We start from the raw sequence: 26,827 nt of genomic DNA, 5'->3' as shown, positions 1-26,827 counted from the left end.
CTTCTTACGGGTGCAGCGAGGGGGCGTCCAGGGTGCTGCCGCTCTGCGCGGGGACGGCCGGGCCCGCGCCCCCGGCGCCGAACGGGAACTCGTTGATCTTGCGCCAGACGCGGTCCAGCCGGCCCTGCTCGTACAGCGCGAAGGCGCCGCAGATCCAGGACGCCTCGTAGTCGGCGAGCTCCTCGTACGCCCGGTCCATCGCCGCTTCCGGGATGTCGTGGGCGACGGTCACATGCGGGTGGTACGGGAACTGGAGCTCGCGCACCAGGGGCCCGGAGGCGTCCCGTACCCGCTTCTGGAGCCAGGCGCAGGCCGAGGCGCCCTCGACCACCTGGACGAAGACGACCGGCGAGAGCGGGCGGAAGGTGCCGGTGCCGGAGAGACGCATCGGGAAGGGGCGGCCACCGGTCGCGATCGTGGCGAGGTGCGCCTCGATCGCGGGCAGGTCGGCCGCCCGGGCCTCGGTCGGCGGCATGAGGGTGACGTGGGTGGGAATGCCGTGTGCGGCAGGGTCCCCGAAGCTCGCGCGCCGCTCCTGGAGCAGGCTGCCGTAGGGCTCCGGGACCGCGATCGAAACGCCGAGCGTTACGGTCCCCACGTCGTTCTCCTCAATCCTCGGTGGTCTGTTTTCAGCCACTGACGGCCGCAAGCATCACGCCGTAAGTGTGCCGCCTGCGGGCCCTTTGCCGCCAGGGTCCTTGGACTCAGTGCTTGGCGGGCAGAAGGCCCATCCGGTCGTAGGTGAGCGCCAGGGTCTCCGCCGCCACGGCCCGCGCCTTCTCGGCGCCCGCGGCCAGGATGGAGTCCAGCGTCTCCGGGTCGTCCAGATATTCCCGCGTCCGGGTGCGGAACGGTGTGACGAAGTCGACCATGACCTCGGCGAGGTCCGTCTTCAGCGCGCCGTAGCCCTTGCCCTCGTACTTCTGCTCCAGCTCCGGCACCGAGACGCCGGTGAGCGTCGAGTAGATGGTGAGCAGGTTGCTGACGCCGGGCTTCTCGGCGCGGTCGAAGCGGATCACCGTGTCGGTGTCGGTGACGGCGCTCTTCACCTTCTTGGCGGTGGTCTTCGGCTCGTCCAGGAGGTTGATCAGACCCTTCGGGTTCGCCGTCGACTTGCTCATCTTCGAGGACGGGTCCTGGAGGTCGTAGATCTTCGCCGTCTCCTTGAGGATGTACGGGTCCGGAACGGTGAAGGTCTCGCCGTAGGTGCCGTTGAACCGCTCGGCGAGATTACGGGTCAGCTCCAGGTGCTGGCGCTGGTCCTCGCCCACCGGGACCTGGTCGGCCTGGTAGAGCAGGATGTCGGCGACCATCAGCATCGGGTAGGTGAACAGGCCGACCGTGGTGCGGTCGGCGCCGTGCCGGGCGGACTTGTCCTTGAACTGCGTCATCCGGGACGCCTCGCCGAACCCGGCCAGGCAGTTCATGACCCAGCCGAGCTGGGCGTGCTCGGGTACATGGCTCTGGATGAACAGCGTGCAGCGCTCGGGGTCGAGCCCGGCGGCCAGCAGCTGGGCCACGGCGAACCGGGTGTTGGCCCGCAGCTGCGCCGGGTCCTGCGCGACGGTGATCGCGTGCAGGTCGACCACCATGTAGAAGGCGTCGTGGGATTCCTGAAGGGCCACCCACTGGCGGACCGCGCCGAGGTAGTTGCCGAGGTGGAACGAGCCGGAGGTGGGCTGGATTCCGGAGAGCACACGGGGACGTTCAGAGGCCATGGGCTCATTGTCTCAGGTGTGCGGCCCTTCCCGGGCAGCCGGTGGAGGAATCGTCCGGCGGACCCGCGCCGCGGAAAAATCAGCCGCGCCGTGAACCGAAGGTTTCCCCGCGGGAGAACCGACCGACGATACAAAGTGGGCCCACCCAAGGCTCACACCGCACGACGATCGGAGATCCCGTGTCGACCACGGAAAACGCCATCGCCTCCGCCGAGGCGCACAGCGCGCACAACTACCACCCGTTGCCCGTCGTCGTCGCCACGGCGGACGGGGCCTGGATGACCGATGTCGAGGGCCGCCGCTACCTCGACATGCTGGCCGGATACTCGGCGCTCAATTTCGGCCACGGCAACCGCCGGCTGCTCGACGCGGCCCGGGCCCAGCTGGAACGGGTGACGCTGACCTCCCGGGCCTTCCACCACGACCGGTTCGCCGACTTCTGTACGCGCCTGGCGGAGCTGTGCGGCATGGAGATGGTGCTCCCGATGAACACCGGGGCGGAGGCCGTCGAGACGGCGGTGAAGACCGCCCGCAAGTGGGGCTACCGGGTCAAGGGCGTACCGGACGGCATGGCGAAGATCATCGTGGCCGCCGACAACTTCCACGGCCGCACGACCACGGTGATCAGCTTCTCCACGGACCCGGAGGCCCGCGCCGACTTCGGCCCGTACACCCCCGGTTTCGAGATCGTGCCGTACGGGGATCTCACCGCGATGCGCGCGGCCATGACGGAGAACACCGTGGCCGTGCTGATCGAGCCGATCCAGGGCGAGGCGGGCGTGCTGGTGCCGCCGCCCGGCTATCTCGCCGGGGTACGGAAGCTGACCCGTGAGCGGAACGTGCTGTTCATCGCGGACGAGATCCAGTCCGGTCTGGGCCGGACCGGGAAGACCTTCGCCTGCGAGCACGAGGGCATCGTCCCCGACATGTACCTGCTGGGCAAGGCGCTCGGCGGCGGGGTGGTACCGGTGTCGGCCGTGGTGTCGTCGGCGGCGGTGCTCGGGGTGTTCCAGCCCGGCGAGCACGGCTCGACGTTCGGCGGCAACCCGCTGGCCTGCGCGGTGGCGCTGGAGGTGATCGCCATGCTGAACACCGGCGAGTACCAGCAGCGCGCCGCCGAGCTGGGCGACCACCTCCACCGCGAGCTGGGACTCCTGGCGGGCGGGGGCGCGGTCCAGGCCGTCCGGGGACGCGGGCTGTGGGCGGGCGTGGACATCGAACCGGAGCTGGGCACGGGCCGGGAGATCTCCGAGAAGCTGATGGAGCGCCGGGTCCTGGTGAAGGACACCCACGGCTCCACGATCCGGATCGCGCCGCCGCTGGTGATCGGCAAGGAGGACCTGGACTGGGGGCTTGAGCAGCTGCGGGAGGTCCTGCTGGGCTGAGGGACGGTCTACGTCAGCACCCGTAGCAGCGCCTCCAGCGCCCCCGCCCACGCGCTGTCCGTCGGGGTGCCGTAGCCGATGACCAGCGCCTCGCGCTTCAGGTCGGCGTCCGGGTGGCGGTAGAAGGCCAGGCCCTCAAGCGCGAGGCCCTGCCAGGCCGCCGCCCGGATCACCTCGGCCTCGCCGCCCTCCGGAAGTTCGAGGAGGGCGTGCAGCCCGGCGGCGATCCCGCTGACCCGGATCTGCGGGGCGCGCTCGGCCAGGGCCGCGACGAGCTGGTCGCGGCGGTTGCGGTAGCGCAGCCGCATGGACCGGACGTGCCGGTCGTACGCCCCCGAGGCCATGAACTCCGCGAGCGTCAGCTGGTCCAGCGCGCCCGGCGCCCAGTCGCTCGCCCCCTTCGCCTCGGCGACCGCGGCCGCCAGGGCGCGCGGCACCACCATCCAGCCGAGCCGCAGCCCCGGGGCCAGGGACTTGCTGGCGGTGCCCAGGTAGACGACGCGCTCCGGGTCCAGGCCCTGGAGGGCGCCGACCGGCTGGCGGTCGTAGCGGAACTCGCCGTCGTAGTCGTCCTCCAGGATCAGCCCGCCGGTGGCCCGCGCCCAGTCGACGGCCGCCGCCCGCCGGTCCGGGTGGAGCGGGACGCCGGTGGGGAACTGGTGCGCCGGGGTCAGCAGGACCGCGCCCGCCTGGCGCAGGGTGTGCAGCTCGCCGGTCCGGGTGCCCAGCTCGTCGACGGGCAGGCAGGGGATGCGCAGCCCGGCCCCGGTGAGCAGGCGGGTGTGGATGCCGAGGCAGTACGACTCCACGGCCACCTCCCGAACCCGGCGCCCGCGCAGCACCTTGCCGAGCAGCATCAGCCCGTGCACGAATCCGGAGCAGACGATGATCCGGTCCGGGTCGGCGTACACCCCGCGCGCCCGGGCCAGATACTCGGCGAGGACCGTGCGCAGCTCGATCCGGCCGCGCGGGTCGCCGTAGCCGAAGGCGTCGTTCGGCGCGGCGGACAGGGCACGCCGGGCCGCCTTCAGCCACTCGGCGCGTGGGAAGGTGGCCAGGTCGGGGGTGCCGGACTTCAGGCTGTACGCGGGTGCGCTGCGCGGTGGCCGGGCGCGCGGGGCCTCGGGCGCCGCCGGGGGGCGGGGGTCGGCGCGGCGGGCCACCCGGGTTCCGGAGCCCTGGCGGGCGGTGAGCCAGCCCTCGGCGACCAGCTCCGCGTAGGCGTCGGCGACGGTGTTGCGGGCGATGCCGAGGTCGGCGGCGAGAGTGCGGGAGGACGGCAGGCGGGTGCCTGGGGTCAGCCGGCCGGTGCGGACGGCCTCGCGCAGGGCGTCCATCAGGCCGGCCCGCAGCCCGGTCGAGCCGGTCGGGTCGATATGGAGGTCGGCGCCGAAAGTGGCCCAGGCATCCGTCATGGAAATGGACCATACCGCTGCGCCACTCTCTCCGTAACCTGGTGGCATGACGACGAACGAGAACAGCGACAGCACCTCCGGCTACTGCCCCGAGCACACCCCGCGCCTGGCCTGGGCGCAGCACGCTCCCGACGTCTACAAGGCGATGGCCCGCCTGGACGCCGCGTCCCGCAGGGGCGTCGACCCGGTGATCGGCGAGCTGGTGAAGATCCGCGCCTCGCAGCTCAACCACTGCGCGTTCTGCCTGGACATGCACACCAAGGACGCGCTCGCGGCGGGCGAGTCGCTGGAGCGGATCGTCCAGCTCAGCGCGTGGGAGGAGTCGCGGCACTTCTACACGCCGAAGGAGATCGCCGCGATCGAGCTGACCGAGGCGGTGACCGTGCTGACCGACGGCTTCGTACCGGACGAGGTGTACGCGCGGGCCGCGAAGCACTTCGGCGAGGAGGAGCTGGCCCACCTCATCGCGTCGATCATCACGATCAACGCCTGGAACCGCTTCGCCGTGACCACCCGCATGGTGCCGGGCCACTACACGCCCGGCGACCACGGCTGAGCGGCCCGGTGACCGCGTCGGGCCTGCGGGCCCTGCACCACGGCCGCACCCCCGGCGACCCGCTGGTCCTCCCGGGCCCGTGGGACGCCGCGAGCGCCCGGGTCCTCGCGGACGCCGGCTTCCCCGCGCTCGCCACCCCGAGCGCGGGGGTCGCGGCTTCGCTGGGTTACGAGGACGGCTCGACGCCCGCCGGTGAGATGTTCGCGGCGGTGGCCCGGATCGCCCGGGCCGTCTCCGTACCGGTGTCGGCGGATGTCGAGGCCGGGTACGGGCTGCCGCCCGGCGAGCTGGTGGAGCGGCTGTTCGCGGCGGGGGCGGCCGGCTGCAATCTGGAGGACACGGTGGACGGGGTCCTGCTGGACGCCGGAGCGCAGGCGGACCGGCTGGCCGCGGTGCGGGCGGCGGCCGGGGACGCGCTCTTCGTGAACGCCCGGATCGACACGTATGTCACGGGTGTCCCGGCCGGGGTGGACCCGGCGGCGGAGACCCTGCGCCGGGCCCGGCTCTACGCGGCGGCGGGCGCGGACTGCGTGTACCCGATCCTGGCCCCGCCCGAGGTGTTCGGGCCGCTGGCCGGTGCGCTGCCCGGGCTGCCGCTGAACGCGCTGGCCGGGCCGGACGGGCCGGGGCCGCGCCGCCTCGGTGAGCTGGGGGCGACCCGGATCACCTTCGGGCCGGGGCTCCAGCGCCGGGCCATGGGGGCCCTGCGGGAGATCGCGGCCGGGCTCTGACCCGTAAGGAAACACACCACGACCCCGGCAGCTCGACGGCTGCCGGGGTCGTGTGCGTAAGCCTGAAGGGCTCAGATCAGGCCGAGCTCGCGGACCGCGTCGCGCTCCTCGGTGAGCTCCTTGACCGAGGCGTCGATGCGCGCCCGGGAGAACTCGTTGATGTCCAGGCCCTGGACGATCTCGTACTTGCCGTCCTTCGTGGTGACCGGGAAGGACGAGATGATGCCCTCGGGGACGCCGTAGGAGCCGTCCGACGGGATGCCCATGGAGGTCCAGTCGCCCTCGGCGGTGCCGTTGACCCAGGTGTGCACGTGGTCGATGGCGGCGTTGGCGGCGGAGGCGGCGGAGGACGCGCCACGGGCCTCGATGATCGCGGCGCCGCGCTTGGCGACGGTCGGGATGAAGGAGTCGGCCAGCCACGCCTCGTCGTTGACGAGCTCGGCGGCGTTCTTGCCGGCGACCTCGGCGTGGAAGATGTCCGGGTACTGGGTGGCCGAGTGGTTGCCCCAGATCGTCAGCTTCTTGATGTCGGAGACGGCGGCACCGGTCTTGGCGGCCAGCTGCGAGATCGCGCGGTTGTGGTCCAGACGGGTCATCGCGGTGAAGCGCTCGGCCGGCACGTCCGGGGCGGCGGCCTGTGCGATGAGCGCGTTGGTGTTGGCCGGGTTGCCGACGACGAGGACCTTGATGTCGTCCGCGGCGTTGTCGTTGATCGCCTTGCCCTGCGGCTTGAAGATGCCGCCGTTGGCGGAGAGCAGGTCGCCGCGCTCCATGCCCTTGGTGCGGGGGCGGGCGCCGACGAGCAGGGCGACGTTCGCACCGGCGAAGCCGACGTTCGCGTCGTCGGTGATCTCGATGTTGCGCAGCAGCGGGAAGGCGCAGTCGTCGAGCTCCATCGCGGTGCCCTCGGCGGCCTTCAGCCCCTGGGGGATCTCCAGGAGGCGCAGGTTGACCGGCACGTCCGGGCCGAGCAGGTGGCCGGAGGCGATGCGGAAGAGCAGTGCGTAGCCGATCTGGCCGGCTGCGCCGGTCACGGTGACATTCACGGGAGTGCGGGTCATGGCGATCTCCGTTAGACAGCTGGCGGTCCGGGCTCCTGGCCCCTGGTGCGGGACATCCCTGAATCTTGATGTGAAGAGATATCCGTCGGCCAGGCTATCCGACCCGGAACCGCGCGGCCGCCCGGCCCCCGTTGCCTGTTGATCACACCATGGCGGAATGGTCACTTCCGTGCCACAGCGGCAAGCCATCCCTTGAACGGGTGAGGGCCGTCAACAAGGCTGGACGCAGGACGGGGCAAGGCCGCTCGACGCCGCTTCGGGAGCTTCGCGCTCCGGTTGCCCCCGACCCCCGGTGTCCGTCCCTTCTCGGGGGAGGGGACGGCCACCGGCTCTTCGGCACCCGCTGCTTCCGCTCTCCGGCGCCCGGGTCAGCGGACCGTGAAGTGGACCGCGTCCTCCAGGAACGGGATGTCCAGCCACGGCTTCGGCTGCGCGACCAGCGCGAGCAGCACGATGAGGACGCCGAGCAGGCCGTACGTCACCAGATCGGTGAAGCGGGACCGCACCGCGAGCATGCCCACCGACCGGACGGTCACGCGCAGCACCGCGCCCAGCACGAGGGCGGCGCCGATCAGTATCGTGCCGGCCCGGAAGGCTTCCTCGAACGGATCGGCCGCCACGATCAGCAGTCCGGCGCCGGCCGTGCAGAGCACCGCGAGCAGCGGCCACTGCCGGGCCGGGGCCGGCGCGTCCCCGCCGGCCGCCCGCCCGCCGCCCTCGGGCCGCGCGGTGTCCCGGGTCAGCGAGAACCGCCGGGACCGCCGGGTCGCGGCGGAGGCGTCGGGGGCCGCCGCCTCACCGGCCGCCGTGGAGCCGGTGTCCGGACTCGTACCAGCGCCCACGGGGTCAGCCGGCGGAGCCGGCGGCCGCGTCGCGCTCGGCGGCCTCGACCACGTTGACGAGCAGCTGGGCGCGGGTCATCGGGCCGACACCGCCCGGGTTCGGCGAGATCCAGGCGGCGACCTCGGCCACGCCGGGGTGGACGTCGCCGACGATCTTGCCGTTCTCGTCGCGGCTGACGCCGACGTCCAGGACGGCCGCGCCCGGCTTCACGTGCTCGGGCTTGATGATGTGCGGCACGCCCGCGGCGGCGACGACGATGTCGGCCTGCTTCAGATGGGCGGCCAGGTCCCGGGTGCCGGTGTGGCACTGGGTCACCGTGGCGTTCTCCGACTTGCGGGTGAGCAGCAGCGGGATGGAGCGCCCGATGGTGACACCGCGTCCGACGACCACGACATGGGCGCCGTTGATCTCGACGCCGTGGTGGCGCAGGAGCTGGACGACGCCCTGCGGGGTGCACGGCAGCGGTCCGGTCTCGTTGAGCACCAGACGGCCGAGGTTCATCGGGTGCAGGCCGTCCGCGTCCTTGGCCGGATCCATCAGTTCCAGGACGCGGTTGGTGTCGATTCCCTTGGGCAGGGGAAGCTGCACGATGTAACCCGTGCAGGCGGGGTCGGCGTTGAGCTCGCGGACGACGGCCTCGATCTCCTCCTGCGTGGCGGTGTCGGGGAGTTCGCGCTGGATGGACCCGATGCCGACCTGGGCGCAGTCCTTGTGCTTGCCGTTCACGTACCACCTGCTGCCCGGGTCGTCCCCGACCAGCAGGGTTCCCAGGCCGGGCGTGACGCCCCGGGCCTTGAGGGCCGCCACGCGGGCGGTCAGATCGGACTTGATCGCGGCTGCGGTGGCCTTGCCATCGAGAATCTGGGCAGTCATGGTCCCCATACTCCCGGATGACCCCGCCCTCGGACCAATCAGGTACCAGGCGTGGACGCAAGGTTGCACTTGGACAACTTCTTGCGCTGCGGCTGGACAAACGTACTAACGGCTTATAACGATGAGGGCCGCTGTGCCGCAGCAGTAACCGGGGGGCTGGACCGCTGACGTTTTCTCTCTCCTCCGTGCGGCCGCACCGTCCCCGTACGTCTGTTGGAGGAACGCCCATGAGCTTCGGCGACCCGAACCCGAACAACCCCTACGGGCAGCAGCCCGGTCAGCCGCAGCAGCCGGGCTACGGCTACCCGCAGGCCCCGCAGGGTGTGCCACAGCAGGGCTACGGCTACCCGACCGCCCCGCCGGTGCCCGGCGGCGACTACGGCCAGCAGCCCGGTTACGGCGCCCGCCCGCCGCTGTCCGGCTGGTGGCGGCGTGTCGGCGCGATCCTGATCGACGGCATCTGCATCGGCATCCCCTACGCCGTCATCATGGGCATCGGCGGCGGCATGGGCGGTGGCGCGGGCACCGCGGTCATGTTCCTCGGCATCATCGTGGGCATCGGCGGCGGCCTCTTCAAGCTCTACAAGGAGGGCACGACCGGCCAGTTCATCGGCAAGAAGGCCCTCGGCATCAGCCTGCTGCGCGAGGCCGACGGCCGCCCGCTCGGCTTCGGCATGGCCTTCGTCCGCTACATCGCCCACTTCCTGGACAGCCTCGCCTGCTACATCGGCTGGCTGTGGCCGCTGTGGGACGACAAGAACCAGACGTTCGCGGACAAGGTCTGCTCCAGCGTCGTCGTGCGCGTCGGCTGACCGACCGCCCGACAGGCCGAGGGCCGTAACCGCACGCGCATCGCGTGGGGTTACGGCCCTCGGTCGTACGGGAACGAGTCGGCCCGGACGATTCGGCTCAGTGGAAGAAGTGCCGGGTGCCCGTGAAGTACATCGTCACGCCCGCCTTCTTCGCGGCCTCGACCACCAGCTCGTCGCGGACCGAACCGCCCGGCTGGGCCACGGCCTTGACGCCGGCGGCGGTCAGGATCTCCAGCCCGTCCGGGAAGGGGAAGAAGGCGTCGGACGCCGCGTAGGAACCGGCGGCCCGCTCCTCGCCCGCGCGCTCGACGGCCAGCTTCGCGGAGTCGACCCGGTTGACCTGGCCCATGCCGACGCCGACCGAGGCGCCGTCCTTGGCGAGCAGGATCGCGTTGGACTTGACCGCGCGGCACGCCTTCCACGCGAAGGCGAGCTCGCGCAGCTCGTCGGCGGAGAGCGCGTCGCCCGTGGCGAGCGTCCAGTTGGCCGGGTCGTCGCCCTCGGCCTGGAGGCGGTCGGTGACCTGGAGCAGCGCGCCGCCGTCGATCGGCTTGACCTCGACCTCGGCGGACGGGGCCTCGGGGCAGCGCAGCACCCGGATGTTCTTCTTACGCGCCAGGATCTCGACCGCGCCGTCCTCGTACGCCGGGGCGACGATGACCTCGGTGAAGATCTCCGCGACCTGCTCGGCCATGGCGACGGTCACCGGACGGTTGACGGCGATCACGCCGCCGAACGCGGAGAGCGGGTCGCAGGCGTGCGCGTTGCGGTGCGCCGTGGCGACGTCGTCGGCGATGGCGATGCCGCACGGGTTGGCGTGCTTGATGATCGCGACGCAGGGCTCGGCGTGGTCGTACGCGGCACGCCGGGCGGCGTCGGTGTCCGTGTAGTTGTTGTACGACATCGCCTTGCCGTGCAGCTGCTCCGCCTCGGCGAGGCCGCCGGTGCCGGAGGTGTAGAGCGCGGCGGGCTGGTGCGGGTTCTCGCCGTAGCGCAGGACGTCCTCGCGCGCGTACGTCGCACCGAAGAAGTCCGGGAAGCCGGAGTCGTCGGCGGCGGCGTAGTCGTCGGCGAACCAGCCGGCGACGGCCACGTCGTAGGCGGCGGTGTGCTGGAACGCCTCGGCGGCGAGCCGCTTGCGGGCGGTCAGGTCGAAGCCGCCCGCCTTGACCGCGGCGAGCACGTCGGCGTAACGCTCCGGGCTGGTGACGACGGCCACGGACGGGTGGTTCTTGGCGGCGGCGCGGACCATCGACGGGCCGCCGATGTCGATCTGCTCGACGCACTCGTCGGCGGTGGCGCCGGAGGCGACGGTCTCCTTGAACGGATACAGGTTGACGACGACCAGGTCGAACGGCTCGACGCCCAGCTCGGCCAGCTGCGCGCGGTGCGCGTCCAGGCGCAGGTCGGCGAGGATGCCGGCGTGGACGCGGGGGTGCAGCGTCTTGACGCGGCCGTCGAGGCACTCGGGGAAGCCGGTCAGCTCCTCGACCTTGGTGACCGGGACACCGGCGGCGGCGATCTTTCCGGCGGTGGACCCGGTGGAGACCAGTTCGACACCCGCCTCGTGCAGACCGCGGGCGAGGTCTTCGAGGCCCGTCTTGTCGTAGACGCTGACCAGGGCGCGGCGGATGGACTTATTCTCCGACATGACCGAGATGAACCTTTCGTCCCTCAATGCGATAGCCGTCGCGGGCGAGCCGCCCCACGGCCTCGGCGAGCAGCTTGCGCTCGACTTCCTTGATGCGTTCGTGGAGGGCCGCTTCGCCCTCCGGGGTGTCCTCTTCGGTCACCTCGACCACGCCCTGCGCGATGATCGGACCGGTGTCGACGCCGTCGTCGACGAAGTGGACGGTGCACCCGGTCACCTTCACTCCGTACGCGAGCGCGTCACGCACGCCGTGGGCGCCGGGAAAGCTGGGGAGCAGGGCGGGGTGGGTGTTGATGAACCGGCCGCCGAACCGGGCCAGGAACTCCTTGCCCACGATCTTCATGAACCCGGCGGACACCACGAGGTCCGGCCGGTGCGCGGCGGTGGCCTCGGCGAGCGCGGCGTCCCACTCCTCGCGGGTGGCGTGGTCCTTGACGCGGCACGTGAAGGTGGGGAGCCCGGCGCGCTCGGCCCGTGCCAGGCCGGCGATGCCGTCGCGGTCGGCGCCGACCGCGACGATCCGGGCGCCGAAGCCCTCGGGATCGTCACCGATCACATCGAGCAGGGCCTGGAGATTCGTACCGGAACCGGAGACCAGGACGACCACACGGGCCGGGGCGGCGGAGGGAAGCGGGGAGGCCACGGCTGGGCCCTTTCTCGCGTGCGAGCGGTTCGAAGCGGCCGGCCCGCCACCACGGCACCGGGGCGGCGGCCTGCGATTTGTACGGTCGTACGAAAGAAGCGCACTCCCCCATACGGGGAACTCTACGAACGGGCCGACCGTCAGCAACGATACCGGCACCTCGCCGCTCCCCCGTCTGACGGGGGTGACGGACCCCCGCGCTCCCCGCTTTCGGCCCCTCCGCGCCGGAAGGTAGCGTCAGGGGCAGCGAACCGTCCGCCGGGCGGAAACGACGAGATGGGGAAGACGTTCACCACATGCCGGATCGACGCCGCACCGCCTTCCGCCAGCCGCTGCCCGAGCGGGCCGCCGTGCTGATGCGCGAGCGCTCCTCCTCGTCCTCTTCCACCGGCTCCTCCGGTTCCTCCGGGAGCCCGAACGGTTCCTCCGGGAGCCCGAACGACGACAACCCCTTCGCGCCGCCGCCCGAGGGCCGGCCGGACCAGCCCTGGCAGCCGCGCCACCCGTCCGGCTCTCCGGACGGGTCTCCGGACGACTCCTCGGACAGCTCCGCGAACGGCGGCGACCGGCCCGCGTGGGGCAGCCAGTGGAGCAGCCGGCAGCCCGGCCGTCAGAACGGCTCCTTCGGCGGGCGGCCCTCCGGTCCCGGCGGTACGGAGCGGCCCCCGGCCGGTCCGCGCTGGGACCCGACCGACCCCATCCAGCGCCGCGCCCGCTACGCGCTGCTCTCCGGCATGTGGGCCTTCTTCTTCGCGATCTTCGACTTCTCGGAGATCGCCCTGCTGCTCGGCGCGCTCGCCACGTACTGGGCGGTCAGCGCGCTGCGCGCCAAGCCGAGGCCGCCGGTGGCCGGTGACGCCGCCGCGCCTGCCGGGGCGGCAAGCTCCCAGGCGGACGGGACCGCTCCCGCGCCGGACACGCTCGCCGCGCAGCGCGGGGGCCGGCAGCAGACCACGGCCGCGGTGAGCGGTCTGGTGACGGGCGTGGTCGCGCTGGCGATCGTCGCGACGACGTTCACGGTGCAGATGGTCTACCGCGACTACTACACCTGTGTGAACGACGCCCTGACCAAGTCCGGCCAGCTGACCTGCAACGACCTGCTCCCGAAGCCGCTGGAGCCGTTCTTCGGCGTCAAGCGCTAGCGGCCGGGGGGCCGGGGGGCGCGTCGGCCTCCCGCTCGGCCTCCCGGGCGTGCCAGGGGTCAGTGGGCAGGAAGTCGTACGCGTCGAGGTCGTCGTCCCCGTCGTCGCCCTGGCCCTCTTCGCCGGCCTCGCCCGTGTCCACGCCCGTGTCCTCGGCCTTCGCGGGTGCGGGCGGCTGGGGGACGACGGGTGCGGGCTGCTTGGGGGGCTTGGGGGGCTTGATCGTGCTCACCGAAGGCGCCGTGGTGCCCGGCTCCGCCGGCTCGGCGCCTTCCTTCTTACGTCCGCGCAGCCGCCAGGCCCGTAGCAGCAGGGCCGCCGGGACGCCGATCGCCGTCGTCCACGCCAGGGCCGCCGCCCCGGTGAGCCACCACACCGGTCCGAAGTCCGCCAGGGCGTGGGTGCCGAGCGGTCCCCCGGCGGCGGCCGCCAGCAGCGCCGTGCCGAGCCCGCAGCCGGCCGCCCCCAGTGCGGTGGTGAGCGCGGTCTCCCCCAGGCTCCACGCCTCCTCCCGTACGCCCTCGGCCGGCACCGCTCTCCGTACCGTGAACCAGGCCACCGTCAGCGCCGCCGCCACCGGGACCGCCCCGGCCGCCCAGTTCAGCGGCGCGCCCGGGCCGGGCGCGGGCATCGCGGCGAGCAGCGGGAAGTCGGGGACGGCCGGGGGCCCGGTGAAGGCCAGTGGGGTGACCGTCGACGCCGTACCGAGGGCGAACCCGGGGCCGAGCCCGTACGCCGCGCCCCACACCGCCGCGTTCGGCACGAGCCCCAGCGCCAGCAGGAGCACGGCGATGCGGCCGCCCCAGTCGCCGGAGAGCCGGAGGAACGACTCCTGGACCGGTGCGCCGTGCCACACCAGGGCCGCCGCGACGACCAGCGCGCCGCCGCCCAGCAGCACCGCGGTCCCGGCCAGCGCCGACCGGCCCACCGCGTCGGCCCGCCGCAGGAACCGGCTGCGCGCCATCGCCTCGTGCAGCCGCACCGGCGCCCAGGACGGCGGCGGGCCGAGCGGGCGTCCACGGGCCGTCCATACTCCGGCCGCCGCCGCGCCCGCCACCACGAGGGCGCCGGGGAAGAGCAGGGAGAGCGGCCGCGCGGACAGCGACGCGCCGCGCGCGTAGAGGGCGACCGCGCCGCCGACCAGCAGATATCCGCCCGTCACCAGGGCGAACGCGCCCCCGGGCGACGGGGCGCCGCGCCCCTCGTCGGGCTCCAGCACATCCCTGGCCGCCCGGTGCACCAGCCACACCGGCAGCACGGCGAGCAGCAGCGGGACGACGCCCATCGGTGCCGGGGCCCCGGTCAGCGTCTCGGTCCTGACCAGCTCGGCGCCGTGCGCGAGGAGCCAGAGCGCGGCCGCCGCGTGGAACGCCTCGCCGGGGCCGCTGCCCGGGGCCGGTGAGCTGACCCAGAGCACGGCGACGAGGACGACGAGGGAGCCCAGGCCGAGCCCGGCCGCGACGGCCCCGCGCAGCACCGCGGAGACCAGTACGACGGGCCGTTCCCGCTCGTCCTGCGACAACAAGGGGCTGCGTTCGGTCACTTGGGTCACGCGGTCATGCTGCCAACGACACGCGCTTATTTCGTGTAACGGGCGAACAGCCGGGGTGTCGATCAATATACGTTTATGTACTTTTTCACCCGGTGCAGGCCGTGCGGGCGGCCCTCATGACGCAGAGCACGTCCGAGAAGGCCGCCGCCCCTCCGCTGCCCTCGCCGAAGGAGCGGCGCAGGCTGCGGGAGGCGCTTTCGCTGACGGAGGACCAGGTCGCGTCGGCCGTCGGGGTGACCCGGGCGACGGTCCGGGCCTGGGAGACGGGCCGCAGCAGCCCGCGCGGGCGCAAGCGGGAGGCGTACGCACGGCTGATCGGGGCGGGCGCCACCGCCCCGGAGCCCCCGGCGCCCTCGGCGCCTCCGGAGCCCCCTCCGCCGGTTCCGGTCGCCGTTGAGCCGGACGAGGCTGTTGTGGCTGAGGTGGCCGAGGTGGCCGAGGTGGCTGTTGTGCCTGATGCAGCTGAGGTGGCTGAAGTGCCCGACGCGCCTCCCGGCGATCCGGAGCACGCGCCCGACGACACTCCCGCCGCCGCGTTCGACGCGTTGTACCAGTACGCCGCCTCGGCCCTCTTCCAGCAGACCTATCTGCTGACCGGGCAGCGCGCGCTGTCCCGCGCGGCCGTGACCAAGGCGTTCGAGCTGGCCTGGGAGCGGTGGCCGGAGGTCGCGGTGGACCGGGACCCGGTCGGCTGGGTGCGGGCCGCCGCCTATGAGTACGCGATGTCCCCGTGGCGCCGGCTCAACCGGGAGCACCGCCGCCTCGACCCGCCGCCCGAGGCCCCGGCCTCGCGGGCGCTGCTGGACGCGCTCCTGGCCCTGCCCCCCTCGTACCGCCGCACGCTGGTGCTGCACGACGGGGTGGGTCTCGGGCTGCCGGAGACCGCGGCGGAGACCGAGGCGAGCACCCGGGCGGCGGCCGGGCGGCTGGTGACGGCGCGGGCGGCGGTCGCCGAGCGGCTGCCGGAGATCGCGGAGCCGGACGCGCCGGCCGGGCAGTCCGCGCTGATCCACGAGCACCTGGGCACCCTCGCCCGCAGCCGGCCCGTCGCCCCGCTGCCGGTGCCGGAGCTGATCCGTACCGGCAGCGAACGCAAGGCGCAGCTGTGGGCCCGGACGGCCATCGCGTTCACCGTGCTGATCGTGGGGCTGACGCTGATCACCCTGGCGACGGCGCCCCGGAAGTACGAGACACCTCCGGCGCCCGCCCAGAAGGTCGGCGGGGTGCCGCCGGTCGGGGGCCCGCAGAAGCTGACGCCGCAGGACGTCAAGCTGCGGAAGAAGCTCGGCGACGAGTTCTTCCACGGCCCGGCCCGGCTGGTGCCGGAGGCCGGCTGAGCAGGTCCGGCGCACCACGACGACGCGGGCCCGTCCCCCGGGTGTGGGGGACGGGCCCGCGTCGTGCGTACGGTGACACCCTGCCGCGCGAGCGCGGCGCCGGGGTCAGGCGCCGAGGATCTCGCGCGCCAGCTTGGCGGTCTCGGTCGGCGTCTTGCCGACCTTCACGCCGGCGGCCTCAAGGGCCTCCTTCTTGGCCTGCGCGGTGCCGGAGGAGCCGGAGACGATGGCGCCCGCGTGGCCCATGGTCTTGCCCTCGGGGGCGGTGAAGCCCGCGACGTAACCGACGACCGGCTTGGTGACGTTCTTCGCGATGAAGTCGGCGGCACGCTCCTCGGCGTCGCCGCCGATCTCGCCGATCATGACGATCAGGTCGGTCTCGGGGTCCGCCTCGAACGCCGCGAGGGCGTCGATGTGCGTCGTACCGATGACCGGGTCGCCACCGATGCCGACGGCGGACGAGAAGCCGATGTCGCGGAGCTCGTACATCATCTGGTAGGTCAGCGTGCCGGACTTGGACACGAGACCGATGCGGCCGGGCTTGGTGATGTCGCCCGGGATGATGCCGGCGTTGGACTGGCCGGGGGTGATCAGGCCGGGGCAGTTCGGACCGATGATCCGGGTCTTGTTGCCCTTCGAGCCGGCGTACGCCCAGAAGGCGGCCGAGTCGTGGACGGCGATGCCCTCGGTGATCACGACGGCGAGCGGGATCTCGGCGTCGATCGCCTCGATGACGGCGGCCTTGGCGAAGGCCGGCGGCACGAAGAGGACGGACACGTCGGCGCCGGTCTTCTCCATCGCCTCGGCGACGGAGCCGAAGACGGGGACCTCGGTGCCGTCGAAGTCGACGGTCGTGCCGGCCTTGCGCGGGTTCACGCCGCCGACGATGTTGGTGCCGTCGCCGAGCATGAGCTTGGTGTGCTTCATGCCCGTGGCGCCGGTCATCCCCTGGACGATGACCTTGCTGTCCTTGGTGAGGAAGATAGCCATGGTGGTCTGAGTCCCTCTTCCTTACTTCGCAGCCGCGGCGAGCTCGGCGGCCTTGTCGGCCGCGCCGTCCATGGTGTCCACGCGCTGGACCAGCGGGTGGTTGGCGTCGGAGAGGATCTTGCGACCCAGCTCCGCGTTGTTGCCGTCGAGACGCACGACGAGGGGCTTGGTGACGGCCTCGCCCTTCGACTTGAGCAGCTCCAGGGCCTGGACGATGCCGTTGGCGACCTCGTCGCAGGCGGTGATGCCACCGAAGACGTTGACGAAGACGGACTTGACGTCCGGGTCGCCGAGGATGATCTCCAGGCCGTTCGCCATGACCTCGGCGGAGGCGCCGCCGCCGATGTCGAGGAAGTTGGCGGGCTTCACGTTGCCGTGGTTCTCACCGGCGTACGCGACGACGTCCAGGGTCGACATGACCAGACCGGCGCCGTTGCCGATGATGCCGACCTCACCGTCGAGCTTGACGTAGTTGAGGTTCTTGGCCTTGGCGGCGGCCTCCAGCGGGTTGGCCGCGGCCTTGTCCTCAAGGGCCTCGTGCTCCGGCTGGCGGAAGTCGGCGTTCTCGTCGAGCGAGACCTTGCCGTCCAGGGCCAGGATGCGGCCGTCCTTGGTCTTCACCAGCGGGTTGACCTCGACGAGGAGCGCGTCCTCGGCGACGAAGGTCTCCCACAGGGTGACCAGGGCCTCGGCAACGCCCTCGGCCACGTCGGCCGGGAACTTCGCCTGGGCCACGATCTCGCGGGCCTTGGCGATGTCGACGCCGTCGACGGCGTTGACCGGGACCTTCGCAAGGGCCTCGGGGGTCTTCTCCGCGACCTCCTCGATGTCCATGCCACCCTGCACCGAGGCCATGGCCAGGAAGGTGCGGTTGGTGCGGTCGAGCAGGTACGAGACGTAGTACTCCGCCTCGATCTCCGGCGACAGCTCGGCGATCATCACCTTGTGGACCGTGTGGCCCTTGATGTCCATGCCGAGGATGTCGGTCGCGCGGGCGACCGCCTCGTCGGCGTTCGCCGCCAGCTTGACGCCGCCGGCCTTGCCGCGGCCGCCGACCTTCACCTGCGCCTTGACGACCGACTTGCCGCCCAGCCGCTCGGTCGCCTCGCGGGCTGCCTCAGGCGTGTCGATGACTTCACCGGCCAGCACCGGTACACCGTGCTTGGCGAAGAGGTCCCTCGCCTGGTACTCGAACAGGTCCACGCGCGTCCGTCCCTTATCAATGGTCTCGCGGTTGGTTTTCTGCGTGGGCGTGCCGCGAGGGGCAACGTGACTGCGGTGTCACTAGGAAGGCGCACACGGTGACCGGATACGCGGCATGTCCATCTCGCAGGTTATCCCCGAGGCCGGTGTGACCCTAAATCGCAGATCACACCTGGGCGGTGATTACGGTCACAGATTCCCACTGGTGGGGGCGGTCTCCGGGTCCGGTATCGGCAGGGGGCGCTTCTCGATCGCGGCGGCCATGACGTCCGGGAAGAGGTCCGGCGTGCAGGCGAAGGCGGGGGCGCCGAGGGCGGACAGCGCCGCCGCGTGGTCGCGGTCGTAGGCCGGGGCGCCCTCGTCGGAGAGCGCGAGCAGCGTCACGAACTGGACCCCCGACGCCTTCATCGCGGCGACCCGCTTCAGCATCTCGTTGCGGATGCCGCCCTCGTACAGGTCGCTGATGAGCACGACGACGGTGTCGGCCGGCCGGGTGATCCGGGACTGGCAGTAGGCCAGGGCGCGGTTGATGTCGGTGCCGCCGCCGAGCTGGGTGCCGAACAGGACGTCCACGGGGTCGTCCAGCTGGTCGGTGAGGTCGACGACGGCCGTGTCGAAGACGACGAGCCGGGTGTTCAGGGCGCGCATCGAGGCGAGCACGGCGCCGAACACCGACGCGTAGACCACGGAGGCGGCCATCGAGCCCGACTGGTCGATGCAGAGGATGACGTCCTTCTTCACGGACCGGGCGGCCCGGCCGTAGCCGATAAGCCGTTCGGGGACGATCGTGCCGGCGCCGTCCCGGCCGGGGAGCTCCAGGTAGTTCTTGAGGTTGGCCCGGATGGTGCGGTCCCAGTCGATGTCGTGGTGGCGGGGGCGGGTAACCTTCGCCGACCGGTCGAGCGCGCCGGTGAGCGTGGCCCGGGTGCGGGTGGTGAGCCGTTTCTCCAGCTGCTCGACCACCTTGCGGACCACGGCCCGGGCGGTCTCCTTCGTCGTCTCGGGCATGGCCTTGTTGAGCGAGAGCAGGGTGCCGACGAGGTGGACGTCGGCCTCGACGGCCTCCAGCATCTCCGGTTCGAGCAGGAGCGCGGAGAGGCCGAGGCGGTCGATCGCGTCGCGCTGCATGACCTGGACGACGGAGCTGGGGAAGTACGTCCGGATGTCACCGAGCCAGCGCGCTACGGAGGGCGCGGAGGCGCCGAGCCCGGCGGAGCGCCCGCCGCCGCCCCGGCCGCCGGGCCGTCCCCCGCTCTCGTAGAGCGCGGTGAGCGCCCGGTCCATCGCGGCGTCGCGGCCGGTGAGCGCGCGGCCGGTGCTCTCCTCGCCGTCGGCGCCCAGCACGAGGCGCCAGCGGCGCAGCCGCTCGTCGTGGGCGGTGTCCTCGTGGGCGGTGTCCTTGACCGTCATGCCGTTTCCCCCAGGGGCGTGTCGTCGTGGTGCGCGGGCTCCGTCGTCGCCGGGCGCTCGTCCAGGCCGAGGAGCAGGCGGAGGACCGGGACCACCGCGTCCGCGCGGGCCGTGTCCAGGACCGGGCCGAAGCCCGGGGCCGTCGCGCCCGCCCCCGACGGGGAGCCGGCCCCGGTCGCCCCGGCGGGGGCCGGGCCGCGCCGGACGAGGTCGCCCAGGGTGCGCCGGACGCCCGGCTCGTACGCGGAGAAGGTGCGCCGCAGCAGGGGCAGCACGTCGGTGAACGTGTCGGCGGGGACTCCGGTGAGCCAGGAGTCGACCAGGGCGAGCAGCCGTTCGTCGTGGACGAGGAGCATGCCGCCGCCCGCCGCCCCGCCGACGAAGCCCTCGATCCAGGCGGCCGCGTCGGCGGGCGGGGTGCCCGGGGAGAGGGCGAGGCCCATCAGCCGGGCGGCGGCGTCCTGGTCGAGATGGCCGTCGTCCAGGAGCAGCCGGGCCGCCCGGCCCCGGATGACGCCCGCGACCGTGTCCCGGACGGTGAGCTTGTGCAGCACCGCGCGCCACCGTGTCCGCAGCCCGTCCGCGTTTTCCGGGACGGCTCCGGCGAGCAGCCCGATCGCGGTGTGGACGCCGTCCACCTGGCGGCGCAGCGCCTCCGCGCCCTCGGCGTCGAGCCCGGTGCAGGCGGGGGGCAGGCCGACGCAGATCCGCTCCGCGAGGCCGGCCGCGACCCCGCCGAGCGCGGTGGTGTCCGTGGCGCGGACGTCTCCGTAGCGCAGGGTGCGGGCCAGGGCGGGGAGGGCGTCCGCGAGGTGGCCGACGTCGGCGTCGAGCGCGGCGCGGTCGGCGAGGGCCCGCATCACGACCGGCAGGGCGTCCGGCAGGCCGGCGAGCAGGCAGCGCTCGGCCAGCGCGGTGACCTCGGCGAGCGCGGTGGCGGCCAGGGCGTCCGACTCGGCGCGGGCGGTGGCGGCGGAGAGCACGGTGGTGCCCCAGACGCCCGCCTCGGCGACGCGCACATACAGCTCGGGCTCCCAGCGCAGCCGCCAGCTCTCCCGGAAGGTGCCGGTGCTCCCCCGGCCCGTGGCCGGTTCGCCCCAGGCGATGCCGAGGAGGCGGAGCCGGTGCAGCAGGCGGCTGCGGGAGGCGTCGGTGTCCTTGCGGAGGTCGAGCTCGATCTCCCGCTCGTCGGCCTCCGGCTTGAGCCGCAGGGTGCGCTGCCGCCGGGTCAGGTCGCGCTGGAGGGGGACGGCGGGGGCGGTGTCGGGGACCTCGCCGAGCGTGGTGCCGACGACGAGGCGGTCGTGGACGAGCGCGAGGGGCACGTCGGAGCCCTCGCACATGACGGCCCGGATCGCGTCGGTCGTCTCGCTGAGCCCGGCGAGCGGGCGGCCGCGCATCGCGGCCAGCGTCTCGGCGAGCCGGACGGCCTCGATGGCGTGCGCGGACGAGACGAACCGGTCCTCGGCGCGCAGGAGTCCGGCGACCTTCGTCATCCACCGCTCGATGGGGCGGTCCGGGGCGGCGAACAGGTGCTCGTACCAGCCGGGCGACTCGATGCCCGCGCCGTATCCGCTGTGCCGGGCGAGCCTGCGGTGGGTCCAGGGCACCCAGGTCAGTTCGGCCTTGGCCTTGGGCAGGCCCTTGAGCAGGGCCCGGTCGGCGGTGAGCGTCGTCCGCGTACGCAGGGCGGGGACGTGCCAGGCGCCGCAGACCACGGCGAACCCGTCGCCGAACTCCTTGGCGGCCGTACGGATCTGGATACGCATGTACGCCTCGCGCACCGCGTCCCTGGGATGCCCGCCGTCCCCGTACGCCTCGCGGAGCGCGGTCATCGCCTCGCCGAGCGCGGCGAACGCGGCGAGCGGTCCGGCCGCCTCGCCGCTGCCGGGCGTGCGGTGCTCGACCACGTCCTCCCACCAGCGCTCGGGGTCGTCGTATCCGGCGGTCTCGGCGAGCACGCGGATCGGGTCGACGGGGACGGGCTGTTCCCCCTCGGTGTCGTCCCGGTCCGCGTCGGCCTCCATCGCCAGCGAGTGCGCGGCGGGCAGGTCGATGAAGCGGACGGGCACGTCCCGGGCCAGGGCCCAGCGGATCGCGACCCACTCGGGGGAGAATTCGGCGAACGGCCAGAAGGCGGCCCGGCCGGGGTCGTCCACCGCGTGGGCGAGCAGGGCGACCGGGGGGCGCATCTCCTCGTCGGCCGCGAGCGGCAGCAGCGCGTCGCCCTCGGGCGGGCCCTCGATGAGGACCGCCCGGGGGTTCGCCGTGTCGAGGGCGGCGCGGACGGCGCGGGCCGAGCCGGGGCCGTGGTGCCGCACCCCCAGCAGCAGCGGCCCGGCCGCGCGGGTGCCGGTCATGCGGACGCCTCCCGGCAGGCACGGTAGAAGTCCTTCCAGCCGTCCCGCTCGCGCACCACGGTCTCCAGATACTCCTGCCAGATCACCCGGTCCGCCGCCGGGTCGCGGACGACCGCGCCGAGGATGCCGGCCGCGACGTCCCCGGGGCGGAGCACGCCGTCGCCGAAGTGGGCGGCGAGCGCGAGGCCGTTGGTGACGACGGAGATGGCCTCGGCGGTGGAGAGCGTGCCCGAGGGGGACTTGAGCTTGGTGCGGCCGTCGGTGGTGACGCCGTCGCGCAGTTCGCGGAAGACGGTGACGACGCGGCGGATCTCGGCGAGGCCGTCCGGCGCGGGCGGCAGGTCGAGCGAGCGGCCGACCTGGTCGACGCGGCGGGAGACGATGTCGACCTCCGCCTCCGGGGTGGCGGGCAGCGGCAGGACCACGGTGTTGAACCGGCGGCGCAGCGCGCTGGACAGCTCGTTGACACCCCGGTCGCGGTCGTTGGCGGTCGCGATGACGTTGAACCCGCGCACCGCCTGGACCTCCTGGCCCAGCTCGGGCAGGGGCAGGGTCTTCTCGGAGAGGATCGTGATCAGCGAGTCCTGCACATCGGCGGGGATGCGGGTCAGTTCCTCGATGCGGGCGGTCATGCCCTGGGACATGGCCCGCATCAGCGGACTGGGCACGAGCGCGTCGCGGCTGGGGCCGTTGGCGAGCAGCTGCGCGTAGTTCCACCCGTAGCGGACGGCCTCCTCCGGGGTGCCCGCCGTGCCCTGGACGAGCAGCGTCGAGTCACCGCTGACGGCGGCGGCCAGGTGCTCGGAGACCCAGGTCTTCGCCGTGCCGGGGACGCCGAGGAGCAGCAGCGCCCGGTCGGTGGCGAGTGTGGTGACGGCGACCTCGACGAGGCGGCGCGGGCCCACGTACTTGGGTGTGATGACGGTGCCGTCGGGCAGGGTGCCGCCGAGCAGATACGTCGCGACGGCCCAGGGCGACAGGCGCCAGCGCTCGGGCCTGGGGCGGTCGTCGGCCGCCGCGAGCGCCTTCAGCTCGTCGGCGAAGGCGTCCTCGGCATGCGGGCGCAGCGCCTCGCCGGTGCTCGCCTGGGTGGTTTCGGACACGGTCATGGATCCCCCTCCGGATCGGTCGCCAAGTCGGTCGGCCGGATGTGGTTCCACCGTGCACCATGGCACTGACAATCGACCTTTGCGCAGGTCAGGGCGATTGTCAGTGGGGCCGCCTAACGTCGTTGGCATGCTGCTGACTGACGGGGGAGAACCCTTGGGCGCCGCTGCCCCGGCCGCGCGCCGGACGGTGGAGCAGGTACTGGCCCTGGCTCCTGACGACGCCTCACGCAAGGCGGGGAACAAGCTCGGTACGGCCGGCTCCTGGTCGGACACCGGGTGGGACGGGACGGGTGCGGTGTGGGGGCTGTGCAAGGGCAGCGGAAGCAGGCCGTACCGGACGGTGGTCGACGCCACCGGTCCCGCGTACAAGTGCAGTTGCCCCAGCCGGAAGTTCCCGTGCAAGCACGCACTGGGGCTGCTGCTGCTCCGCGCCGCCGACGATGCGGCGGTGCCCGCCGGGTCGCCGCCGGACTGGGCGCGGGAGTGGCTGGACGGCCGCCGCGCCCGTGCGGAGGCGAAGGCGCGGCCCGCCGTGGAGGGGGCGGCGGGCCTCGCCGATCCGGAGGCCGCGCGCAAGCGGGCGGAGAAGCGCGCCGAGCGGATCGGGGGCGGTGCGCGGGAGTTGGAGCAGCGGCTCACCGATCTGCTGCGGGGCGGTCTCGCGGCGGCCGAGCAGTCGGGGTACGGGCTGTGGGAGGAGACGGCGGCCCGCATGGTCGACGCGCAGGCGCCCGGTCTCGCGGGCCGGGTGCGGGAGCTGGGCGCCGTCCCAGCGTCCGGTCCGGGCTGGCCGGTGCGGCTGCTTGAGGAGTGTGCGCTGCTCCATCTGCTGGACTCGGCCTGGCTGGGCCGCGACCGGCTGCCGCCCGCGCTCGCGGCCACGGTCCGCACCCGGGTGGGGCTGCCCGCCTCCCCGGAGGGTCCGCCGGTCCGCGACCGCTGGCTGGTCCTCGCCCAGTACGACACGCCCGAGGGCAAGATCGTCACGCGCCGCATCTGGCTGTACGGGGAGGAGTCGGGGCGCACGGCGCTGCTGCTGTCCTTCGGGGCGGCCGGCCGCGCTCCCGCCCAGGCGCTGCCCGTGGGCGCCACGGTCGACGCCGGCCTGACGCCCCATCCGGGGTCCGGGCAGCTCCGGGCCGAGCTGGGCGAGCGCTTCGGCGTCCCCGAGCCCGCCGTGACGCCTCCGCCGGGCGTCACGGCCGCCGAGGCGATCGCCGCGTACGGACGGGCCCTGGGCGACGACCCGTGGGCGGAGTCCTGGCCGGTGACCCTGCGCGACGTCATACCCGTGCCGTCCCCGGACGGCTGGCAGCTGGTGGACGCGGAGGGCCGGGAGGCCCTGCCGGTGACCCCCGCCGCGCTGAACCGCCCGTCGCTCTGGAAGCTCGTCGCGGTCTCGGGCGGCGCCCCGCTCACGGTCTTCGGCGAGTGCGGCCACCGGGGCTTCGACCCGCTGGCGGCGTGGCCCGCGGGCGGGACGGGTGCTCCCGTCGAGACCGTCACGCTCATCTGACCCCGTAGTCCGGCTCCCGAGGAGGGGCGATGTCCCGTACGACCACACCAGCCGCCACCCCGACAGCGGGCGCGGCCACCGCGTCCGACGCGCTCGCCTCCGTGCCGTGGGAGGAGCTGGTCACCTCGGCCCTGCTCGGCACGGACCGCCGGCCGCCGGCGGGCGTGTCCGGCACCGGCCCGGACGGCGCGGCGGCCGCGCTGCTGGCCGCCGCCGCGCTGCACACCGTGTGCCGGCGGGCGGGGCTGCTGCCCGCCGCCGCGTCCCCGCGCCCCGCCGTGGCGCCCGACGATCCCCGGCCGCCCCTGCCGGAGGCGGCCCGGGGTCGGCTGGCCCAGCTCCTGGCGGACCGGGCGTCGGGCTCCGGCGGCAGGCGGGGCGCGGCCCCGGACCTGACGGAGCTGATCCCGCAGTGGCTGGCCACCGCCAATGTGCACGGTTACCGGGCGCCGGACTCCGCGCTGCCGGCCCTGCTGGACGCGGCCCGGGCCCGCACCGATCTGCGCCCGCAGACCCTGGAGTTCGCCGGGCCGCGCGGCCTGTGGCTGGCCGGTCTCAACCCGGAGTGGAAGTTCGCGCTGCGCGGCGCGTCCGGCAGCGCGCTGCTGCCCTCGCCGGACGACGCCGAGGCGGTGCGCCGGCTGTGGGAGGAGGGCCTGTTCGCGGAGCGGATCGCACTGCTCGGAGCCGTACGGGCGTATGACGCGGAGGCGGCCCGCGCGCTGCTGGCCACCACATGGAAGACCGAACGGGCCGAGGACCGGCTGATGTTCGTGGACTCGTTGCGCACCGGGCTGTCCGCCGGTGACGAGGAGTTCCTGGAGCGGGCGCTCACGGACCGCAGCCGCAATGTCAGGGCGACGGCGGCCGAGTTGCTGTCCGCGCTGCCCGGTTCGGCGCTGGCCCGGCGGATGGCGGACCGGGCGCTGTCCTGTGTGAGCCCGGGGCTCACCGGGGACGCGCCGTTCGTCGCGGTGGAGGCGCCGCACGAGTGCGACGAGGCGATGCAGCGCGACGGGGTGGTGCCGCTCCCGCCGTCCGGCCGGGGCGAACGGTCGTGGTGGCTGGGCCAGTTGGTGGAGGCGACCCCGCTCGCCGTCTGGCCGGGACGGTTCGGCGGGCGCGGCGCGGCGGAGATCGTGGGCCTGCCCGTGGCGGACGGCTGGGGCGAGGAGCTGCACGCGGCCTGGTGCCGGGCGGCGGTGCGGCAGCGGGATGCCGCGTGGGCGCGGGCGCTGCTGGGTCCGCCCTCGACGCCCCCGTCGAACGGCCCCGGTACGGCGTCGCTCGCCGAGCGGGCGAAGCTCCTGGCGGTGCTGCCCCCGGCGGAACGGGCCGTCTGGGTCGCGGATTTCGTCGCCGCGCACGGTTTGTCGGAGGCGTTCCAGCTGCTGGGGGTCTGCCCGGTCCCCTGGGCACCGCCGCTCGGCCGCGCCGTGGTCGACGCGCTCGACATCGCGCGGGACGCGGGCAGCTACCCGTGGAGCTTCAGCGGCGTCATGGGCCTGGCCGAACGCTGCCTCGACCCCACCGAGGCGGCCCGCCTGGAGGTCCTGACCACCACCCCCGCCGAACCCGCGGACGCCTCCCCCGGCGCGAACGGCTACTGGACGGAGGCGTTCCAACGCCTGGTCTCCACCCTGCGCCTACGCGCCACGATGGACAGCGAGCTGTCCGGGGCCCCGATACGGTGACCCCGCGCCCCCGCGCGTGAATCCCGCCTCCTGACGGGCGCGGGGGCTCAGGGCGATCCCGTCAGCCCGGGGCCTGGGCCGCGGGGGGCCGCACCCCGGACCGCAGCGCCCCCGGACCCCGGCGCCCCCGGCGCCCTACGCCTCGGCCGGGTGGCGGACGTTCGCGTTGACCCAGTCGACGATCGCCGTCGTCGTCGCGCCGGGGGTGAAGATCTCGGCGACGCCCTGGTTCTTCAGGGGGGCGATGTCATCCTCCGGGATGATGCCGCCGCCGAAGACCTTGATGTCCGCCGCGTCGCGGGCCTTGAGGAGTTCGATCACCTTGGCGAAGAGCGTGTTGTGCGCGCCGGAGAGGATCGAGAGGCCGATCGCGTCGGCGTCCTCCTGGATCGCCGTGTCCACGATCTGCTCGGGCGTCTGGTGCAGGCCGGTGTAGATGACCTCCATACCCGCGTCGCGCAGTGCCCGCGCGATCACCTTCGCCCCGCGGTCATGGCCGTCGAGGCCCGGCTTCGCCACCACCACACGGATCGGACCGGTCACACCCATCACTGCCTCCACATGCGTCTCCCGTGCCTGAAGGGCCGGGGATGTGAACGAACGTTATCCACAGCATCCCGCAAGCCGCCGTTTCGCGGTGGGCCGGGAGGGGGAAATCACACATGGGACATTGTTCACGGGCACCAGCCCCCGCATTCCTCGGCGGTTTCGCCGACCGGGGCCGTTGCCCGGGGAGCCGCACCGGGTCGCCGTGTCACCGCGCCGTCAGCCGCACGGCGCGGTGACACGGGCCCTCCGTCCGCACGGGCCGCAGCCCGTCTCCGCG

At 73.5% G+C, this 26,827-nt stretch carries 22 protein-coding genes and 1 pseudogene; 8 read left to right on the top strand and 15 right to left on the bottom strand.

Features of this window, described 5'->3' with window-relative positions; genetic code table 11:
• Positions 1–4: 4 nt before the first annotated feature.
• Positions 5–598 (bottom strand): 2'-5' RNA ligase family protein, encoded by a 594-nt coding sequence (locus tag OG338_RS18875; RefSeq protein WP_405938425.1) that lies wholly within the window; start codon positions 596–598, stop codon positions 5–7.
• A gap of 106 nt (positions 599–704) precedes the next feature.
• Entirely contained in the window at positions 705–1,718 is a 1,014-nt protein-coding gene (gene trpS / locus OG338_RS18870) for a tryptophan--tRNA ligase (RefSeq protein WP_405938424.1), read from the bottom strand.
• A gap of 179 nt (positions 1,719–1,897) precedes the next feature.
• Here trpS and rocD point away from each other — a divergent pair, with 179 nt between their 5' ends.
• On the top strand, positions 1,898–3,103 hold the full coding sequence (gene rocD / locus OG338_RS18865) for an ornithine--oxo-acid transaminase (RefSeq protein WP_405938423.1): 1,206 nt from the start codon (positions 1,898–1,900) through the stop codon (positions 3,101–3,103).
• An 8-nt stretch (positions 3,104–3,111) separates the two neighbouring features.
• Here the strand turns inward: rocD and OG338_RS18860 are convergent, their stop codons facing one another.
• On the bottom strand, positions 3,112–4,518 hold the full coding sequence (locus tag OG338_RS18860; RefSeq protein ID WP_405938422.1) for a PLP-dependent aminotransferase family protein: 1,407 nt from the start codon (positions 4,516–4,518) through the stop codon (positions 3,112–3,114).
• Positions 4,519–4,564: 46 nt separating this feature from the next.
• On the opposite strand from OG338_RS18860, the gene OG338_RS18855 reads away from it, so the two are divergent.
• Both OG338_RS18855 and OG338_RS18850 read left to right on the top strand, forming a co-directional pair.
• The gene (locus OG338_RS18855) at positions 4,565–5,074 is read left to right on the top strand and encodes a carboxymuconolactone decarboxylase family protein (protein ID WP_405938421.1); all 510 of its coding nucleotides are present in this window, start codon (positions 4,565–4,567) and stop codon (positions 5,072–5,074) included.
• An 8-nt stretch (positions 5,075–5,082) separates the two neighbouring features.
• A complete protein-coding gene (locus OG338_RS18850) occupies positions 5,083–5,805 on the top strand; it encodes an isocitrate lyase/phosphoenolpyruvate mutase family protein (protein ID WP_405938420.1) in 723 nt (240 codons plus the stop codon).
• Positions 5,806–5,876: 71 nt separating this feature from the next.
• Here OG338_RS18850 and OG338_RS18845 read toward each other — a convergent pair whose 3' ends face one another.
• From OG338_RS18845 to OG338_RS18835, 3 genes and pseudogenes are all read right to left on the bottom strand, one after another.
• Positions 5,877–6,866, bottom strand: coding sequence for a malate dehydrogenase (locus OG338_RS18845; protein ID WP_405938419.1), 990 nt, complete (start codon positions 6,864–6,866; stop codon positions 5,877–5,879).
• 368 nt (positions 6,867–7,234) lie between these two features.
• A pseudogene (locus OG338_RS18840) lies at positions 7,235–7,684 on the bottom strand (DUF3017 domain-containing protein); the annotation flags it as partial.
• A 28-nt stretch (positions 7,685–7,712) separates the two neighbouring features.
• Positions 7,713–8,582, bottom strand: coding sequence for a bifunctional methylenetetrahydrofolate dehydrogenase/methenyltetrahydrofolate cyclohydrolase (locus tag OG338_RS18835; RefSeq protein WP_405938418.1), 870 nt, complete (start codon positions 8,580–8,582; stop codon positions 7,713–7,715).
• A gap of 227 nt (positions 8,583–8,809) precedes the next feature.
• Between OG338_RS18835 and OG338_RS18830 the strand changes: the two genes are divergently transcribed.
• Complete coding sequence (locus OG338_RS18830) at positions 8,810–9,394, top strand: RDD family protein (RefSeq protein WP_405938417.1); 585 nt, start codon at positions 8,810–8,812, stop codon at positions 9,392–9,394.
• Between the two features lie 97 nt (positions 9,395–9,491).
• Here OG338_RS18830 and purH read toward each other — a convergent pair whose 3' ends face one another.
• Positions 9,492–11,045 (bottom strand): bifunctional phosphoribosylaminoimidazolecarboxamide formyltransferase/IMP cyclohydrolase, encoded by a 1,554-nt coding sequence (gene purH / locus OG338_RS18825; RefSeq protein WP_405938416.1) that lies wholly within the window; start codon positions 11,043–11,045, stop codon positions 9,492–9,494.
• Positions 11,032–11,688 (bottom strand): phosphoribosylglycinamide formyltransferase, encoded by a 657-nt coding sequence (gene purN / locus OG338_RS18820; protein WP_405938415.1) that lies wholly within the window; start codon positions 11,686–11,688, stop codon positions 11,032–11,034. Before purN ends, purH begins: the two co-directional genes overlap by 14 nt.
• A gap of 296 nt (positions 11,689–11,984) precedes the next feature.
• On the opposite strand from purN, the gene OG338_RS18815 reads away from it, so the two are divergent.
• The gene (locus OG338_RS18815; RefSeq protein WP_405938414.1) at positions 11,985–12,830 is read left to right on the top strand and encodes a hypothetical protein; all 846 of its coding nucleotides are present in this window, start codon (positions 11,985–11,987) and stop codon (positions 12,828–12,830) included.
• Here OG338_RS18815 and OG338_RS18810 read toward each other — a convergent pair.
• The gene (locus OG338_RS18810) at positions 12,820–14,373 is read right to left on the bottom strand and encodes a DUF6350 family protein (protein ID WP_405940464.1); all 1,554 of its coding nucleotides are present in this window, start codon (positions 14,371–14,373) and stop codon (positions 12,820–12,822) included. The two genes, OG338_RS18815 and OG338_RS18810, sit on opposite strands and share 11 nt — an antisense overlap.
• Positions 14,374–14,498: 125 nt before the next feature.
• Between OG338_RS18810 and OG338_RS18805 the strand changes: the two genes are divergently transcribed.
• Positions 14,499–15,719, top strand: coding sequence for a helix-turn-helix domain-containing protein (locus OG338_RS18805; RefSeq protein WP_405938413.1), 1,221 nt, complete (start codon positions 14,499–14,501; stop codon positions 15,717–15,719).
• Between the two features lie 105 nt (positions 15,720–15,824).
• Here OG338_RS18805 and sucD read toward each other — a convergent pair whose 3' ends face one another.
• From sucD to OG338_RS18780, 5 genes are all read right to left on the bottom strand, one after another.
• Complete coding sequence (gene sucD / locus OG338_RS18800) at positions 15,825–16,709, bottom strand: succinate--CoA ligase subunit alpha (protein WP_405938412.1); 885 nt, start codon at positions 16,707–16,709, stop codon at positions 15,825–15,827.
• A gap of 21 nt (positions 16,710–16,730) precedes the next feature.
• Entirely contained in the window at positions 16,731–17,912 is a 1,182-nt protein-coding gene (sucC, locus tag OG338_RS18795) for an ADP-forming succinate--CoA ligase subunit beta (protein WP_073862690.1), read from the bottom strand.
• A gap of 189 nt (positions 17,913–18,101) precedes the next feature.
• Entirely contained in the window at positions 18,102–19,322 is a 1,221-nt protein-coding gene (locus OG338_RS18790; RefSeq protein WP_405938411.1) for a VWA domain-containing protein, read from the bottom strand.
• Positions 19,319–21,682, bottom strand: a complete 2,364-nt coding sequence (locus OG338_RS18785) for a DUF5682 family protein (RefSeq protein WP_405938410.1) — start codon at positions 21,680–21,682, stop codon at positions 19,319–19,321. Before OG338_RS18785 ends, OG338_RS18790 begins: the two co-directional genes overlap by 4 nt.
• Positions 21,679–22,791 (bottom strand): AAA family ATPase, encoded by a 1,113-nt coding sequence (locus OG338_RS18780; protein ID WP_365678416.1) that lies wholly within the window; start codon positions 22,789–22,791, stop codon positions 21,679–21,681. Before OG338_RS18780 ends, OG338_RS18785 begins: the two co-directional genes overlap by 4 nt.
• A 127-nt stretch (positions 22,792–22,918) precedes the next feature.
• Between OG338_RS18780 and OG338_RS18775 the strand changes: the two genes are divergently transcribed.
• Together OG338_RS18775 and OG338_RS18770 are read left to right on the top strand one after the other, a co-directional pair.
• Positions 22,919–24,307 carry an SWIM zinc finger family protein gene (locus OG338_RS18775; protein ID WP_405938409.1) on the top strand — a complete coding sequence of 463 codons (1,389 nt, stop codon included), beginning with the start codon at positions 22,919–22,921 and terminating at the stop codon, positions 24,305–24,307.
• A gap of 29 nt (positions 24,308–24,336) precedes the next feature.
• Entirely contained in the window at positions 24,337–26,001 is a 1,665-nt protein-coding gene (locus OG338_RS18770; RefSeq protein ID WP_405938408.1) for a DUF5691 domain-containing protein, read from the top strand.
• Between the two features lie 135 nt (positions 26,002–26,136).
• Here OG338_RS18770 and OG338_RS18765 read toward each other — a convergent pair whose 3' ends face one another.
• The gene (locus OG338_RS18765; protein WP_405938407.1) at positions 26,137–26,550 is read right to left on the bottom strand and encodes a cobalamin B12-binding domain-containing protein; all 414 of its coding nucleotides are present in this window, start codon (positions 26,548–26,550) and stop codon (positions 26,137–26,139) included.
• Positions 26,551–26,827 lie beyond the last annotated feature (277 nt).

It is taken from the genome of Streptomyces sp. NBC_00726, assembly GCF_045161735.1.
In the GTDB taxonomy this organism is placed as follows: Bacteria; Actinomycetota; Actinomycetes; order Streptomycetales; family Streptomycetaceae; genus Streptomyces.
This window is presented reverse-complemented; position numbering and strand designations above follow the sequence as displayed.